The sequence below is a fragment of the Bacillus cereus group sp. BfR-BA-01349 genome (genome assembly GCF_022663795.1).
Taxonomy (GTDB): domain Bacteria; phylum Bacillota; class Bacilli; order Bacillales; family Bacillaceae_G; genus Bacillus_A; species Bacillus_A cereus.
In genome coordinates this window covers 55,194-71,077 of sequence record NZ_JAKUGE010000025.1, presented here as the reverse complement: position 1 = coordinate 71,077, position 15,884 = coordinate 55,194, and the positions used below count along the sequence as shown (strand labels likewise).

Sequence of the window (15,884 nt, the reverse complement as noted above, 5' to 3'; positions counted from 1 at the left end):
AATAGCGTATCCTTATGGATACGCACTATTATGAAGCGACTTCTTGTCGCGCTTGTATTTCTACATTGACTTTTGTTCCTGTGTCTAATGTAGCTGAAATATCTAAGATAGATAACTTATCTTCTTCATGTTCCCTGTGTAAATGTGGATCTGCAAATTGTAACGAAACAATGGGTGATTCTAAAGAATCCTGTAACATCGCATTTAAAAAAGCAATTAAAATATCTTCATTTCCACTTGTGCCAAATAATTGTTTAAAAGCAAAATCAATGCGTAAATTCACTAATTGTTGGCTGGACATGAAATTTTCTCTCCCCATCTCATAAGAGGCTTTTCTTTTATTGTACATAAAATAGTGATACGCATGCAAACACGCACTTACTTAAATTTCATAAAACGCCCTGTATTTGCAGGTTATCGTATCGCTTCTCATGATGCAGACATTCTTACACTTGATGTACTTCTATCTTCACCTTTATTAAATCCTAACACTTCCGAAAAAGATGCGGAAGAATACTCCTATTTACAACAACTAACTGAATCGATATCTCGTTCTGAATTATGTATTTCTGTTAAAGAGAGTACACTTATTTAAACACGAAAAGAGGAGTATTTATCATACCCCTCTTCTACTATCTATTTACGTTTTTACTTGATCATAATAATGAATTCTTTTATATGCAACTTATATAAGTATCAAGGTGTCTTTCTAATCCTGAATGAAATACCCTTACGCCTATATACACTCAGCACAATCCCCATTATAAGCGCATGAAATACAGTCGGCGTTAATCCGTAACTAATAAAAGGTAAGGATATAGCAGCAAGCGGCAATAATCCTAGTATCATTCCAACATTATAAATGAACTGGAATACAAAAAGAGTCAATCCACCAACGAGTAGCAATTTACCGTACCGATCATTTATTTTATAAGAGATGACTATTAATCTTGCTACAAAAAGAGAAAGAACGAAGACAAGAATTAATGCAAGCCAATACCCATAATAGTAAGTCAAACTTGCAAATACAAAATCAGTATCCGGAGCAGGGATGAATTTCATATCTCCATATGTACCAAACCAACCTGCTGATGACATTACCTCTTTTAATCGTATATACATAAATCCTGCGCCACCTGCATCACTCTCAGGATTTAAATACCCTAAAAGTCTATCTAAGTGGTATCCTGAAGACCATGATACGGATACCTTAATAATAAATAAACAAATAGGTACAACCGTAATAATCAACGACGTTTTCTTTCCTAGCTTACTCCACCAAAGCATAACGAATACCATCGTAATATAGATGAAAATTGACGAAAGGGTGGATACAATTAAAAATAAATACAAAGAAAATAAATATAAAACCACAAGATGTATAACTTTTAACCTATTATTATTGAAAAAAGAAGCCCAAGCTAGAAAAAAGAAAGGAACTGCCATTAAACAGTCAACTGCAATTGGACCAATTTTTATTAACGGTTCTCCAATCATTGAAGCGTTTGGAAAACAGTATAGAATTAACAAGACAACTACTCCGATTGTGTAAAACAACCATCCCATTCTCTCTAATTTCCGATAATCAAGTAACATCATCCCAATCGCTGTTATAACACCCAGAATAACAAATATCACCTTATTCATTATTACATCATTCGTATATCCAAAAACTAAAACTGGTAAAAACCCTAACCCCATCGCAGCCACCAATAAAATAAGTAAGAACCAATCAACCTTTGGCTTATGAAGTTTATTAAATTCCCGCCCTAATTTACTCGGACTTCCCATTTGTTCCACAGCTTTATTTTCAGCAATTTCCTCACTTAAACCTTTTTCTATCCATGTGTTCTTTGCCTGTTTTAAATGAAAATCTAGTTCGGTTGCTACAAAGCTCTTTGCTTCTTTTGATTTAATATGATTCGTAACTTCGCTTACAAAACGCTCCCCTTTTTTATACAATTCCGCCTCACTCCTGTACTAAACCTTTTAATATAAATTGTACCTTCGTAGCATTTTTTTCTGCCTTTCGCAGCATCTTTCTTCCTTTATCATTTAATTGATAATACTTCGCTCCTGCATGATCCCAGCTTGATTGGATAAAATGGTTCTGTTCTAAACGATGTAATACGGTATATAAAAAGCCTTCATTTCCTTCGAATTTCCGAATCCCTCTCCCTCGTAGTAGCTGCGACAATTCGTACCCTGTTTTTTCATTACTGAGGAGCTGTAAAATCGCTAAAGAGATGTCCTCTTCCTTTTCATGTGATGCATTGATTTTTTCGCGTACCCGCTTTCGATGTTGATCAGAAAAACTCAAATGTTTAAACGTTGTGTTCTCCATTGATTTTCGCAAACCTTTTAATCGATCTTCCATTTGATTATTCCTCCAATCCTTTCTTCAAAAGCTCCTTCGCTTTTTTCAGTCTCGTTTTTATCGTATTTTCCTTCACTTCTATTACTGTAGCAATCTCTTTAATTGATAATTCTTCATAATAAAATAGATAAATGACCTCTCGATATTTTATTGGTAAATTCATTACCGCAGACGCGAGCTCACGGTCCTCCGCATTTTGCATAACAGTTTGTTCGACACTATCATTTTGAACCCCTATATAAGCAGATTCATCCTCTGTCACGACGACCTTTTTGTTATACCAACTTTTTAAATAGTCCTTACATTGATTGATTGCAATTCTCCATAACCATGTTTTTAAATTCGAATTCCCTTTATATGTATGAAGAGATTTATAGCATTTCACGAATATATCTTGCGTTACATCCTCCGCAACCTCTTTATTATTCACATACGAATACACAAGCTGCAGGACTTCTTGTCCATACTTGTTCATTATTTCGTCGATAAGGTCCTCCTTATCTTCTATTTCAAACGCTTCTATCGTTAATTCATCCACATCATTTCCTCCTTCCCATATATTAGACGACGCACTGTATGGAAAAGTTTTATAAATGTATAAAAAAATACGATCGGCAATCACATTTTTTATAAAGCACTTCCTCAGTAAATTACATATAATAAACCGAATAGTCGTTACAATGCATTCACCTAAAGAGCGTCTTTCTCCCAAGGCGCTCTTTAAGTTTACAATAAGGATTTTGTCTTAGTTTTATATCATCAAGATTCCCCTCATCGCTAAATGAAAAAGAGAACCGATTTAATCGAGTCCCCCTTCTTTCTAACGCTCACTTAAAGAATCTAATATATCATGACCATACAAAGATGAATCGATAATATCAAAACTAATACATTCTTCATACAAGTTTAGTATTTAAACTTCTATACATAACGCAATTGCATGAAAACCTTAACTTGTAGGAAATTCATAAACAGGTTATACATGATAAACTACAATTTACACAACCACCATTTAAAACTAGGAATTTTCATCCATATATCTTGTTCCCTATTTTAAAACATAATACAATGAATACGTAACTTAATAAGCTATAACTAGTAGGTGTGGCAATCATCTCTTCCATTTTGAAAAAAGGGGGAGGTGATAATATAATCGCGATGTTTGTAATTAAATTAGTGTATGGTATCCTAACCGGAGCTGGCGTTGTCATCGGTAGAAGATACGTCGGTCCGTGGCTAATTTCTGTATACAAAAAAGCGAGAACCACCCTGCTTCGTGGAAAAGGTAAGGGCGGTTCTCGGCTAAAACGTTAATGTAATTGTCTTATAACCGCACCTACTACCACCACAATAGCAAGTTAGGTTACACAAGGCAGAAGTTTCTCAGGCTTCTGTCTTTTTTATTTTATGCAAAATTCACACTACATACTCTATCATCATTGTAACACATTTTATTTATTTTTAGTCAAGAGAAAAACTACCTAAAGGGCTCCCCTTCAGGTAGTTCTCTATTTTACGCTAACGCAGCTAGACTTTTTCAAGCTCAGCTGTGCCGCTCTCATCATTTATAGCACCAATAAAGACGGATTATGTACCCGCTTCATAACAATGAGTAAACAAGGAACAACACCTATTACGAATATAAAAAATCCTCTCACTATATAGCACCTATGTTTTCAGCAATACTCTATTACCATCAAACTAAATTTGTATAATTTAAACTACAAAATAGCAAGCTAATTTTCAAATATCTTCTTGCGCATTATCCTAAATTTATTATCTATTTGTATCATGCTTATAAATAAAAGATATCCTACCGACGCACCGAGCATATTTATAGCAATCCGCCACACATCAAAAACATCAGACAAAGTTAGTAAATGTAATATCTCCCAAACAAGAAAGGTCATAACATACCACTTACGAGCTTTCTTATAGTTAGTCACTTTATTAATCAGCACTGGAACGAAAAATCCAAATGGAACTACTAATATTATATGTTGTAAAACACTTAACCAATAAGTTGAGTTTCCCCAAGGACCTGGATGTGCAATAAAATCTTTAACTTGCCAAAGTGTTATTCCAAAAAGTTGTAATAACGTTTCTAAATCAGATATATGTAAAAATTGCTGCCAAAATTCAATGGGATGATAGACAGTCCCACCTGTCAAATTGCGAACAGAGTCAAATGTAGAAGTTGAAATAAACGTTCCTAAAAAGACAATAAAACAAATGATTATATAAGGAATACATAAAATTTTTGATAATACCTTTAATGGTCTAGGAACTTCGTATACCGATTTATTAATCTCTACGCCAATAACTTTTGATTCTCCAAAACTTTGAATCGCTTTATAAATCGCTTCTTTTTCATTCATACCTTGTTCCATATATTCTTCTTTCAAGCTGTTCAAGTGATCATACATTTCTAGAAATAACTCATCCTGTTCAATATCACTAAGTTCTGAATAGGCTAAAATAGACTTAATATACTCATCAAATTCACTCATAAATAACTCCTTTCTGACAAGCTTGAATTAATGCTGTTACACTCTCCCAAGAATTCACTTTCTTCTGCAATTCTTTTTTCCCTTTATCTGTAATAGTATAGAATTTCCTTTTCATCCCATTCTCAGATTCATTCCAATAAGATTCAAGAAACTCCTTTTTCTCTAATCTCTTTAAAGCAGGATACAAAGTTCCCTGCCCCATACTATACAAATCTTCACTTGCATCCTTTAAACTTTGAGCTATTTCATATCCATATGTATCACGTTTTGCAATGATAGAAAGTAATAAAATATCTATACTTCCCTTCAAGATTTCTTTGTCCAACAATACCACCACCTTATATACATCGTATAACAACATATGTCGTTATGCAATATAGTTAGAAGAATATTCCATAAAAAAAGAACCACCTAAAGGCTCCCCTTCAGGTGGTTCTCTATTTTATGCTAACGCAGCTGCCTGTTCTTGTTGATCTACAGGAATAACAGCGTCTGTTAGTGCTTTTTCTAGTTCTGCTGTATATTTCATTTGTTCTTCTTTGCTCCAGCCTAGTTTCGCAGCCATGTAGTTGATTACTGCTTCTTTCCACTCGTATACCCAGTGGATGTTGAAGAATACAGCGCCTCTGCGGCGTACGAAGAAGTCAACTGGTTTTGCTGTCATTTCGTAATCCATTGCATATACAAGCGGGATTAGAACGTCAAGCGGCATGTTGTATTCTTTCGCTTCGTCTTTATGTTTTTTCGCTAAGTCAAATAGTACGTCAACGTTAGAACCATAGAATTTCGCGAATTCTTCTGCTTGTGCTGTTGTTAAACCATATTTCGTACCTTCGCCAGCTTTTTTCGCAACGAATGCTGGGAATCCGTGTGAACCATCTACATGTCCACCAGAGATTGGCATATGTTTCGTGTCGCTCTTCGGATATGCGCTATGACCTTCTTTTTGTAGTAAGTTCGTTACGTAGTCTACTACCATTTCAGCCATTTTGCGGTATCCTGTTAATTTACCACCTGCGATTGTAATTAAACCAGATTCAGAAGTCCAAATTTCGTCTTTACGAGAAATTTCAGATGCACTCTTACCTTCTTCATAAATTAACGGACGTACACCAGCCCAGCTTGATTCAATGTCTTTCTCTGTAATTTTCACGCTTGGGAACATGTAGTTAATCGCATTAATGATGTATGTGCGATCTTCTGTTGTCATTTGTGGTACAGCTGCGTCTTTATCATAGAACGTATCTGTTGTACCTACGTATGTTTTTCCGCCGCGAGGAATCGCGAACACCATACGTTTATCTGGTGTATCGAAGTAAATCGCTTGACCTAATGGGAAACGTTTTTGGTCAATTACTAAGTGAACACCTTTTGATAACTGAAGTACTTTTCCTTTTTTCGAATTATCTTTTTCACGAAGTGTATCTACCCAAGGGCCAGCTGCGTTTACAATTTTCTTACCGTAAACTTCGTATACTTCTCCGTCTAGTAAATCGATTACACGTACACCGCATACTTTTCCATCTTTATATAAGAAACTGTCTACTTTTGCATAGTTAACAGCTTTTGCGCCGTGCTCAATTGCTTCTTTCATTACTTCAATTGTAAGACGCGCATCATCTGTACGATATTCTACGTAGTAACCGCCGCCTTTTAATCCTTCTTTTTTTACAAGAGGCTCTTTGTTTAATGTTTCTTCACGGTTAAACATCTTTCTGCGCTCGCTTCGTTTTACACCTGCTAAGAAGTCGTATACACGAAGACCAATTGATATACTAAATGATCCGAATGTACCGCCTGTATGGAACGGAAGTAACATCCACTCTGGTGTTGTTACATGGGGACCGTTCTCATATACGATCGCACGCTCTTTACCCACCTCTGCTACCATTTTCACTTCAAGTTGTTTTAAATAACGTAGACCACCGTGTACAAGCTTCGTTGAACGACTTGATGTACCTGCTGCAAAGTCCTGCATTTCAAACACAATTGTTGATAACCCGCGTGTTGCTCCATCTAATGCAATACCAGAACCAGTAATACCTCCACCAATTACGATCACATCTAACTCTTGTTTATTTACTCCGTTTAATACGTCTTTACGTTGTTTACTTGAAAATTTCATGGTAATTCCTCCCTTTGATAACGAAAAAAGAGACCACAAACTCCGCTATAGATTTCGCCTCTATAGCGCGTTGTGGTCTCTCCAAATCTCCTACCGAATTATTAACTTGTCACCATTATAACACTGTTTATGATTATTTGAAAGCTTTTGTTGCTTCAATTGCTTTTTTCCATCCAGCATATAGCTCTTCGCTTGTTTTCGCTTCCATCGTTGGTTCAAAGCGTTTGTCCATATGCCACTGTTCTTTAATTTCATCTTGGTTTTTCCAATATCCAACCGCAAGACCAGCTAAGTATGCTGCACCTAGAGCCGTTGTTTCGTTGATCACTGGACGCTCTACAGGAACATCTAAAATATCACTTTGGAACTTCATTAAGAAGTTATTTTTAACTGCTCCGCCATCAACGCGTAATGTTTTCAGTTCAATACCTGAATCTGCTTCCATTGCGCATAATACATCTTTCGTTTGGTAAGCTAAAGATTCTAGCGTTGCACGAATGAAGTGCTCTTTCGTCGTACCGCGTGTTACACCAAACATAGCGCCGCGTACTTCACTATCCCAATAAGGTGTTCCTAGTCCAACGAATGCTGGTACAACGTATACACCATCAGTTGATTCAACGCGACTCGCATACACTTCACTCTCACTTGCATCTTTAAACATACGCATTCCGTCACGTAACCACTGAATTGCAGAACCTGCTACGAAAATACTTCCTTCTAATGCGTAGTTTACTTTACCATCTATTCCCCATGCAATTGTTGTTAATAGACCGTGCTCAGAAGCTACTGCTTTTTCACCTGTGTTCATTAACATGAAGCAACCAGTTCCGTAAGTATTTTTCGCCATACCTTCACCGAAACAAGCTTGTCCAAATAATGCTGCTTGTTGGTCACCAGCTACACCTGCAATCGGTACATTTTGACCGAAGAAGTGGTAATCAATCGTTTCTCCATATATTTCAGATGATGGACGTACTTCTGGAAGCATACTCTTTGGTACTGTTAACATGTCTAGAAGCTCATCATCCCACTGTAAGTCGTGAATGTTAAACATTAACGTACGTGATGCGTTTGAGTAATCTGTTACGTGTGCTTTACCACCAGATAGTTTCCATACAAGCCATGAATCCAATTGTTCCGAATAATAGATCCCCGTTTTCTGCTTTCTCTCTTGCACCTTCAACGTTATCTAAAATCCACTTTACTTTCGTTCCAGAGAAGTATGCATCAATTAAAAGACCTGTTTTTTCGCGAACCATTTCGCTATAACCTTTTTCTTTTAACTCATCACAAATTTCAGCTGTTTGGCGAGATTGCCATACGATTGCGTTGTAAATTGGTTTACTAGTTGTTTTATCCCATACAACCGTTGTTTCACGTTGGTTCGTAATACCGATACCAGCGATTTGTTCTGGTTTTACATCTGCTTCGCTTAAGCAAGTTGCGATAACTGCTAAAATAGATCCCCAAATTTCTTGCGCATTATGCTCTACCCAGCCCGGCTTTGGAAAATGTTGTGTAAACTCTTTTTGAGCTGAATGAACAATTTCACCTTTTTTATTGAATAAAATTGCACGTGAGCTTGTTGTTCCTTGGTCTAATGAAAGAATATATTTTTTCATATCGGTTTCCCCCTTATGCTACTTTTCTACTATTTGTATTGCTTCCGCTTTTTTTACTTGTCATATAAGAGATTGCTAGTACAATCACAGTTGCGATAATCACATAAATAAGTGCTGAATTTTGTTTTCCTTCAAATACAACTTGATGGAATAAACCTGCAAGTGATCCACCTAAAATTGGACCAACTACTGGAATCCATGCATACTTCCAATTTGAACCGCCTTTTCCTGCAATCGGAAGGAAGAAGTGTGCGATACGCGGACCTAAATCACGTGCTGGGTTAATTGCGTATCCTGTTGTCCCACCTAATGATAAACCAATACTTACAATTAAGAAACCTACGATAAATGGATTTAATCCATCTGCAAATTTATTTGCACCAATTGCTAATATACCAAATACTAAAACGAATGTTCCAATCATTTCACTTAAAAGGTTTGCAAATGTGTTCGGAATTGCTGGACCTGTTGCAAATACACCTAACTTTGTTCCTGGATCTTCTGTTTCTTTCCAGTGTGGTAAGTAATGTAAATATACGATAACTGCCCCGATAATTGCCCCAATCATTTGTGCTGCGATATAACCTGGTACGTCACTCCATGGGAACGCTCCCTTAAATGCTAATCCTATTGTTAAAGCTGGATTCAAATGTGCCCCACTAATTGATCCAACCGCATACGCTGCAACCGCTACTGCTAAGCCCCAGCCCATTGTAATAACAATCCAACCTGAATCTTTCGCAAACGATTTCTTTAAACTTACACCAGCACAAACGCCGCCACCAAGTACGATTAACAACGCAGTCCCTATTAACTCTCCTAAAAATGCTGACATAGTATCCCTCCACAATCAATTTAAACGCTTCCAAATGTGATAGAGGTAAAATGAATGGCCATTCGTTTTTGTCAAAAGAAAAAGACCCACAGCTTGCACGCTTCTATATAAATTTATATAGAAACAATGAAATGTGGATCTCTACTTTTCTCCGTCACGTTTATTAACTTGTCTATAATGTTAACTGTAAATGAAAGCGGTGTCAACGAAAAAATTCACATTTTCGTCACTTTTTTTGGTAATGTTTCCATAGTTCGCGTTTTGATGTCGTAATTGCTGTCGCACCAGCGTTTAAAGCTCTTTCCACATCTTCTACAGTACGAATAAAACCACCCGCTAAAATCGGTACACCAGTACGCTCTTTCACTTCAGCAATAACATCCGTTAATGCTCCAGGAAGTACCTCAATATAATCCGGTTTCGTCTTATCTAAAAGATTGCAGCTCTTCTCCATCGCACTCGAATCGATTAAAAAGATGCGTTGTATTGCCACAACACCTTTTTGCTTCGCCTTCATAATAACGCTCGCCTTTGTTGAAAGTAACCCGTACGGTCTAAACTCCTGACATAAATATTCCGTCGCATGCCCATCACTCTGCAAACCATGAATTAAATCCACATGTAAAAACACCTTTTTACAATATTGCTTCGCAAGCGATATAACACTCTTCAATTGACCGACATGAATATCTAAAATAACAATATATTCATACGAACTATGTAATAGCTTTTCCAAATCTTTAATTTGCCTCACTGCCGGCAAAATCTTCTGTTCATGAAATTCCATTCTCTATATCCCCTTCTTTATGTCATCCTATCCTTTATAGTACACAATTTAAGTGAAAAGAACAGCTAGTGTAGGGGATTTCTTTCAAATCTTTCCTCTATCTATATATTTTCTTCAACTTATCCGATCCCATACCACCTATAATCATGAATGCAAGGGGTAAAAGATTCATTACATATGGCGCATCTGCTACAATTGTAATACTTGCTCCTGCAAACTTATTTAGCATCCATACAACGATTTTTGCAATAAACAAAAATACCCCTATCATAAATAGACTATCAAAAAACACCTTCCATTTTGGATACGCCAATTGCTTACTATCTTCAATTACTTTCTGCGTCAATTCTTCATCACCCCTTAGCAATTCATCAATTGTAATACCGAACAGATCACTTAAATGAATAATAATTTCAATGCTCGGATAGTTCTTTCCCGTCTCCCATTTCGAAACAGATTGCCTACTCACATGAAGTTTTTCAGCCAAATCATTTTGTGACCAATTTCGTTTTTCTCGTTCTTCTTTTAAACGTTCGCTAAAAATCACACTGTGTTTATCACCTCTCTACGTCTAGTATGGACAAATACATAATGAGGAGTAAAGCGAGTTGTCGTTGCGTTAGCTGTGCAACTTGTGCGTTACACCTGAAAATAAAGCTATGTAGTATGTCGATTTCATATATTTTTCTTCTATAATAATTTCCCAAACAATAATACAACGAACAGATACTAGTTAAGACTAGATTAGGCATAAAAAATACGCCATCCCTTCTTATCAGTCTCCAGAAAGAATAACGCAAATTTTCATTTTTACTCATCATTTTTCGGACTATATGAAAACCCCGGATATTTCACAACAGGCCTCTTCTCCTTACGCAGGGAATCCATTACTTGCGGGCCAACATGTATATTACTCTCCACTATTTCTCTAGGAGTCAGTGCCATCCATTGATTTAACGATACATCTTCAAAACGATTACTTCTGAACATCTCTAAAAACCATAATGTTTCGGTACCTGTATTTTGAATATAATGCCCCGTCGCAAACGGTACATATCCGACATCGCCAGCTCTATAATCAAATGTACGAGCGGTACCATTTCCAAGAAACACAGTCATTCTCGCTTCCCCTGTCAAATAATATTGCCATTCATCATTATTCGGGTGCCAATGAAGTTCTCTCATTCCACCAGGCTCAACCTCAACGAGCGCTGCTGCGATTGTTTTGGAAATAGGAAAATTTGTAGAATCTACAATTCGAACGCTACCACCAGGCGTCTTAATCGGCTTTTGTTTTAACAGTTCATGTTTAAATGTTAAAGGAACTTCTCCTTTCGGTGATTGAATTTCCTGACTTTCAAGCGAACCTGGCACCTCTCCTTGATAAATATAAACTTGATCTGAAGGGATAGAATGAAAAGCACTCTCAGGTACTCCAAAATTAGCCGACAACACTTCTTTTGGCGTATGCGCAAACCAATCAGAAATAGCTAAAGTAGATAAATCAGAAAAATGTCCATCATCGAAAACAAGTAGAAATTCACAATGTTCCAATCCTTGAATGGAATGCGGAATACCAGGCGGAAAATACCAAAGATCACCTGGTCCAACATCAGCAATAAAATTCCGTCCATTTTGATCAACAGCCGTTATGCGCGCCCGTCCTAAAAGCATATACGCCCATTCCGCTTCTTTATGCCAATGTAGTTCTCGTACTCCACCGGCCGTTAAACTCATATTTACTCCCGCAATCGTCGTCGAAACCGGTAGTTCCCGAGCAGTAATCTCCCGAGACCACCCGCCTTGTTTCAAAATCATAGAAGTGTCCGAGAATGAAAACTTCAAGTTAGGAACTAACCCTGCATCCGTTATAGGCGGAACAAGCATATTCGGATTTTGAATATCCCGCATAACATTACGAGGTCCAGAATCAATCGCACCCGCTCCGTCGCTGCGGATTGGTTGTGGCACATTCCCTCCCGCTTCATTAACAGTACGTTTCTTCATGATTACACTCCTTTTTCATCCGATTAGTAAGTAAAAAATCTCCATCATAGTGTATGAATTGGGCTTTGGATGGTTACAGTTACTATGGTTTAAACCGTGAAAAAACGCGTCTACTATTGTTATTTTTTATCGGAAATTCAATATTCCCCATCAAATCTTCTTGTTCATTTCTCAACTTATACTAGTATGTTTAGCGCTTAGGAAGACCAAAAAAAATAAACTAGAACTAACAAAAAACCCTGTAAAATTTATTACAGAGTTTTTCACCAATTATTTATTGTTTTACATATCGAATACGAACATTATCGTCCATTTGATAAATTTGTAATGTGTTTCCATAACTAATTCCTAACTCTTCACTTGCACCAACTGCACCCACAAGTACCCCTTAAAATAATTTATTCTTAGTTGGTTTTACTACCGATACTCTTCGCTGCCTCTTCAAACAGTTTCGAACCTTCTTGTGCTTTACTTAATGATTGATGCATTTTACTTTCGTCTTCTTGGTCCAATGCATCAAAGAGAAGTTGAAAACAATCCGCATATAGTTCCATCGACTGCTTTATCTTCGCCTGTTCTCCCTGTAACTCAGGAGGCGCTTGTAGATTCTTCAGTTTCGTTGCAGTTGCCTTTGCTCCACCTAAACTCAGTTGTACTTCACTTTTCTTTTGTTTATATGATTTTACGTCTGAATCTGCTATTCCTTCAATTAATTTCATTGTATCTTCAATTTGAGTAGCACTATTTATGATATCTGCCTTGTACCTTTCAACATCTGAACCAGTTACCTTACCAGTTGAAGAACTAGAAGAAGTTGAATTATTTGAAGAAGAACTTGGTTGACTACTTGATGAACTACTGTTTGTACCTTCACCTTTCGCTACAGATAAGCTATCCTCTTTCTTGCTATCAGTTGACTTACTCTCTTTTTCAGAAGTCTTATTCTCTTTCTCTACCTTTTGCGTTTCTTCTTTCTTTGGCTCAGCTTTCTTACCATCAGTTTCAATTGTAATACAACCACTCAATAACATAACTGGTAACGCTAAACTTACTAATTTCTTTGCTTTCATGATTACTAATACCCCTTTATTTGTAAAATGTAGTGCAAACAAGTTAATATACTTAACTAATAAATTTCCCCCGAATAATTTATTAAAATCTACTATCCATAGATTTCCTGTATATTCATAATCTTTCCATATATATCATTTTACAAAGAATTACATATTTGGTCAAAGGGATTTATGTAGTCCTTAAAAGAAAATTTTAATCACAAAGAAAAGAAGCTAACAATAAATTGTTAACTTCTCAATCGAAAGTAAAATACTATCTTTCCTTATCTTCTAATATCTAGGTTGTGATTGGATATTTGTAAGATGAACATCATACATATCAATGATTTCAAGAAATCTATCAGCTTCACGGAAAACATGGTCTGCTAATAACGGATGAATGATACTCTTTATTTTACATTGCTCAATTAAATCACGTGCTGTTTTCTTAAAATCCCGAAGAGATGCAACCGACACACGATTTTGATCTAAAAATTGATCTAAAAGAGGGGCTGTTTGGGATTGTGGTTTCATAGATTCTAAGTCAATTGCTTGATACATCAATTCATCAAAATCATTGCTAAAATTCCGCGCTGTATCTACAAGCTTTCTTTCCGATGGATCAAGAAGATGGCCAATAAATTTAGCATGGTCTGCCATAATCCGTAAAAAGAAAACATTTTCTTTAATAATAGCATCAGGAAGCGCATCTAATTTACCTTCATTTAATTGTATTAAACGTTTTCTAAAATAATCAGCTTCCCTACTTGTATGGTCAACTAAAAGTGGAAAGTTATTTTGTCCTGGCAATTTACATGTGAGAATTAATCCTAAAATTTTTCGTTTAAATCCCCAAATATTAGTTGCGGCTTGTTGTACTTCTGCATTAAATCTTTTTATTTGCTCAGGATCTGTTTCATTTGTATAGGAATGCGCTATTTGTTCAATATGTTCAAACAATCGATAAAATTGATTCGCCTCTTCGATTAGTTGAGTATCCTCGCACCTAAATCCTAAACGAAGAAAAAAAGAATGCTCCTTCATGATTCTAGACCAAAAACGAATTTCATTTAATGAACGCTCAACAAACATTACAGATGTAACACCTGTATCCGGATGTAATGAAGTTTCATCCCTATGCATTGTTAATCCCCCCCCAGTAAAATCCCCACTAGTTCCATTCTTATGAGTAAAAAAATATATAAATACCATCAATAAAAGTTTATGATGACTCTCTTATACATGTAAAATTAAACTAATATAACCTTAGCTTGATGAACATATACTGCTCCCGCAGAAGAAAAAAAGCTACCACCGAGATGTAAAATCCTACTAGGTGGTAACCTTTCAAAATTTCTATTAAAGCCATACCGAATCTTTATCACTTTCCTGATTACGTTTCTCACGCTCTTCTTCTAAACGCTTCATATATACTTCGCCTTCTTTTTCAATAAACTCATTATCCATATCTTGCTCTTTTTTCGAAGTATATAAAACCATGTAGCCACTTAGTACAATCCCGACAATCACAAGATACACCCACCATGGTAAAGTTTCCAAATCACTTCATTCCTTTCCTTAGACAAGCCTTATTAGTTTCACTTTATGAGGAAAGAAGTGGATTTATGCTTAAAATTTTTATTGTGGATGCTTCGCGAAAAATGCTTGTACATATTCCATAAACTCAATTGGTTCTTGACGAAACGGTGCGTGGTATCCTTTTTCAATAATATGAAACGTACTATTTGCAAATAGCCCATGATACAGTTCACCATTTTTCCAAGAAACCCTCTTATCGTGTCGTCCCCATATAATTAAAGTCGGCACCTTAATCTTATCGGCTTCCATCGCGATGCGGCGCTCTCTCATTTTCGTAAGCTGATCATAATGCTCTTTATCATCACGACTATTTTTTACTTCATTTTTATTATACTTCGTAATCTCGGTTACAGTTTGTAAGTCCGTCGATAGCGGTGGTACTTCATAACTTTCTTTTTGCTGGAAAGACTCTATCCCTGTAGCATCCGCCAAGATGAGATGCGTCACTGCATCCGGATATAAATACGCTAAATTGAGAGTCATCTCTCCGCCCATCGAATGACCAAGTACTGCGAATTGATCATACCCGAGCTTCTTCATTAACTTATAATATAAATTCACTTGCGCAGGAAACGAATACTGAAAATCAACCGGCTTAGAAGAACGCCCAAATCCTAAAATATCAACCGCAATAATCGTATGATCTCGCACTAGTTCCGGATAAATATCACTAAACCCATCAGAAGAACCACCAAACCCATGCAACATGAGTAACGGAGGTTTCCCCTCACCAATTTGCTTAAAATAAATCGTCTGCCCATCAATTTGCGCCATACTCTCTTTCGTATTCAGCTTCATCATAACAGTATCTTTCACTTCTTCAACCTTCGCAATCGGCTTATCAACGAAGTTACATACGATAAGCAAAACAAGCACAATACCGCTAATCAAATAAAACTTAAACCGTTTCAAAGTTCCCGTCTCCTTTCTCAATTTGCTATTTAAAGTTTTTACATTTTTTGGTTGT

The 15,884-nt window shown here is 36.4% G+C and carries 15 protein-coding genes and 3 pseudogenes; 2 read left to right on the top strand and 16 right to left on the bottom strand.

Features of this window, described 5'->3' with window-relative positions; genetic code table 11:
* Nucleotides 1–52: 52 nt before the first annotated feature.
* Nucleotides 53–301: pseudogene (locus MR169_RS15455) on the bottom strand (Rpn family recombination-promoting nuclease/putative transposase); the annotation flags it as partial.
* 90 nt (nt 302–391) lie between these two features.
* On the opposite strand from MR169_RS15455, the pseudogene MR169_RS15450 reads away from it, so the two are divergent.
* Nucleotides 392–595 (top strand): annotated as a pseudogene (locus tag MR169_RS15450) (hypothetical protein); the annotation flags it as partial.
* Between the two features lie 101 nt (nt 596–696).
* Here the strand turns inward: MR169_RS15450 and MR169_RS15445 are convergent.
* From MR169_RS15445 to MR169_RS15435, 3 genes are read right to left on the bottom strand one after another with little or no spacing between them, the layout of a single operon-like run.
* Entirely contained in the window at nt 697–1,962 is a 1,266-nt protein-coding gene (locus MR169_RS15445; protein ID WP_000276946.1) for an FtsW/RodA/SpoVE family cell cycle protein, read from the bottom strand.
* A 7-nt stretch (nt 1,963–1,969) separates the two neighbouring features.
* The gene (locus MR169_RS15440) at nt 1,970–2,377 is read right to left on the bottom strand and encodes a PadR family transcriptional regulator (RefSeq protein ID WP_000390173.1); all 408 of its coding nucleotides are present in this window, start codon (nt 2,375–2,377) and stop codon (nt 1,970–1,972) included.
* A 4-nt stretch (nt 2,378–2,381) separates the two neighbouring features.
* Complete coding sequence (locus MR169_RS15435) at nt 2,382–2,915, bottom strand: sigma-70 family RNA polymerase sigma factor (RefSeq protein ID WP_000344006.1); 534 nt, start codon at nt 2,913–2,915, stop codon at nt 2,382–2,384.
* Nucleotides 2,916–3,481: 566 nt separating this feature from the next.
* On the opposite strand from MR169_RS15435, the gene MR169_RS15430 reads away from it, so the two are divergent.
* Nucleotides 3,482–3,691, top strand: coding sequence for a hypothetical protein (locus MR169_RS15430; protein WP_125653117.1), 210 nt, complete (start codon nt 3,482–3,484; stop codon nt 3,689–3,691).
* Between the two features lie 422 nt (nt 3,692–4,113).
* Here MR169_RS15430 and MR169_RS15425 read toward each other — a convergent pair whose 3' ends face one another.
* The 12 genes and pseudogenes from MR169_RS15425 to MR169_RS15370 all read right to left on the bottom strand — a co-directional run bounded on the left by MR169_RS15425 (nt 4,114) and on the right by MR169_RS15370 (nt 15,829).
* Entirely contained in the window at nt 4,114–4,887 is a 774-nt protein-coding gene (locus MR169_RS15425; RefSeq protein WP_242319630.1) for a VanZ family protein, read from the bottom strand.
* Entirely contained in the window at nt 4,880–5,212 is a 333-nt protein-coding gene (locus MR169_RS15420) for a PadR family transcriptional regulator (RefSeq protein ID WP_000356630.1), read from the bottom strand. Before MR169_RS15420 ends, MR169_RS15425 begins: the two co-directional genes overlap by 8 nt.
* A 117-nt stretch (nt 5,213–5,329) precedes the next feature.
* Nucleotides 5,330–7,012 (bottom strand): aerobic glycerol-3-phosphate dehydrogenase, encoded by a 1,683-nt coding sequence (gene glpD, locus MR169_RS15415; protein ID WP_242319629.1) that lies wholly within the window; start codon nt 7,010–7,012, stop codon nt 5,330–5,332.
* A gap of 133 nt (nt 7,013–7,145) precedes the next feature.
* Nucleotides 7,146–8,637: pseudogene (gene glpK, locus MR169_RS15410) on the bottom strand (glycerol kinase GlpK).
* A gap of 13 nt (nt 8,638–8,650) precedes the next feature.
* A complete protein-coding gene (gene glpF / locus MR169_RS15405) occupies nt 8,651–9,472 on the bottom strand; it encodes a glycerol uptake facilitator protein GlpF (RefSeq protein WP_001272195.1) in 822 nt (273 codons plus the stop codon).
* Between the two features lie 226 nt (nt 9,473–9,698).
* Nucleotides 9,699–10,259: a glycerol uptake operon antiterminator GlpP gene (gene glpP, locus MR169_RS15400; protein ID WP_000394285.1), complete on the bottom strand. Its 561-nt coding sequence runs from the start codon at nt 10,257–10,259 to the stop codon at nt 9,699–9,701.
* A gap of 97 nt (nt 10,260–10,356) precedes the next feature.
* Entirely contained in the window at nt 10,357–10,806 is a 450-nt protein-coding gene (locus tag MR169_RS15395; RefSeq protein WP_000577650.1) for a helix-turn-helix domain-containing protein, read from the bottom strand.
* A 263-nt stretch (nt 10,807–11,069) separates the two neighbouring features.
* Complete coding sequence (locus MR169_RS15390) at nt 11,070–12,266, bottom strand: oxalate decarboxylase family bicupin (RefSeq protein ID WP_000747510.1); 1,197 nt, start codon at nt 12,264–12,266, stop codon at nt 11,070–11,072.
* Nucleotides 12,267–12,670: 404 nt separating this feature from the next.
* Entirely contained in the window at nt 12,671–13,336 is a 666-nt protein-coding gene (locus MR169_RS15385; RefSeq protein WP_000644835.1) for a DUF7018 domain-containing (lipo)protein, read from the bottom strand.
* 273 nt (nt 13,337–13,609) lie between these two features.
* A complete protein-coding gene (locus MR169_RS15380) occupies nt 13,610–14,461 on the bottom strand; it encodes a DUF2935 domain-containing protein (protein ID WP_000554479.1) in 852 nt (283 codons plus the stop codon).
* A 216-nt stretch (nt 14,462–14,677) separates the two neighbouring features.
* Nucleotides 14,678–14,878 (bottom strand): sporulation YhaL family protein, encoded by a 201-nt coding sequence (locus tag MR169_RS15375; protein ID WP_242319628.1) that lies wholly within the window; start codon nt 14,876–14,878, stop codon nt 14,678–14,680.
* A 78-nt stretch (nt 14,879–14,956) separates the two neighbouring features.
* Nucleotides 14,957–15,829: an alpha/beta fold hydrolase gene (locus MR169_RS15370; RefSeq protein WP_242319627.1), complete on the bottom strand. Its 873-nt coding sequence runs from the start codon at nt 15,827–15,829 to the stop codon at nt 14,957–14,959.
* Nucleotides 15,830–15,884: the final 55 nt, after the last annotated feature.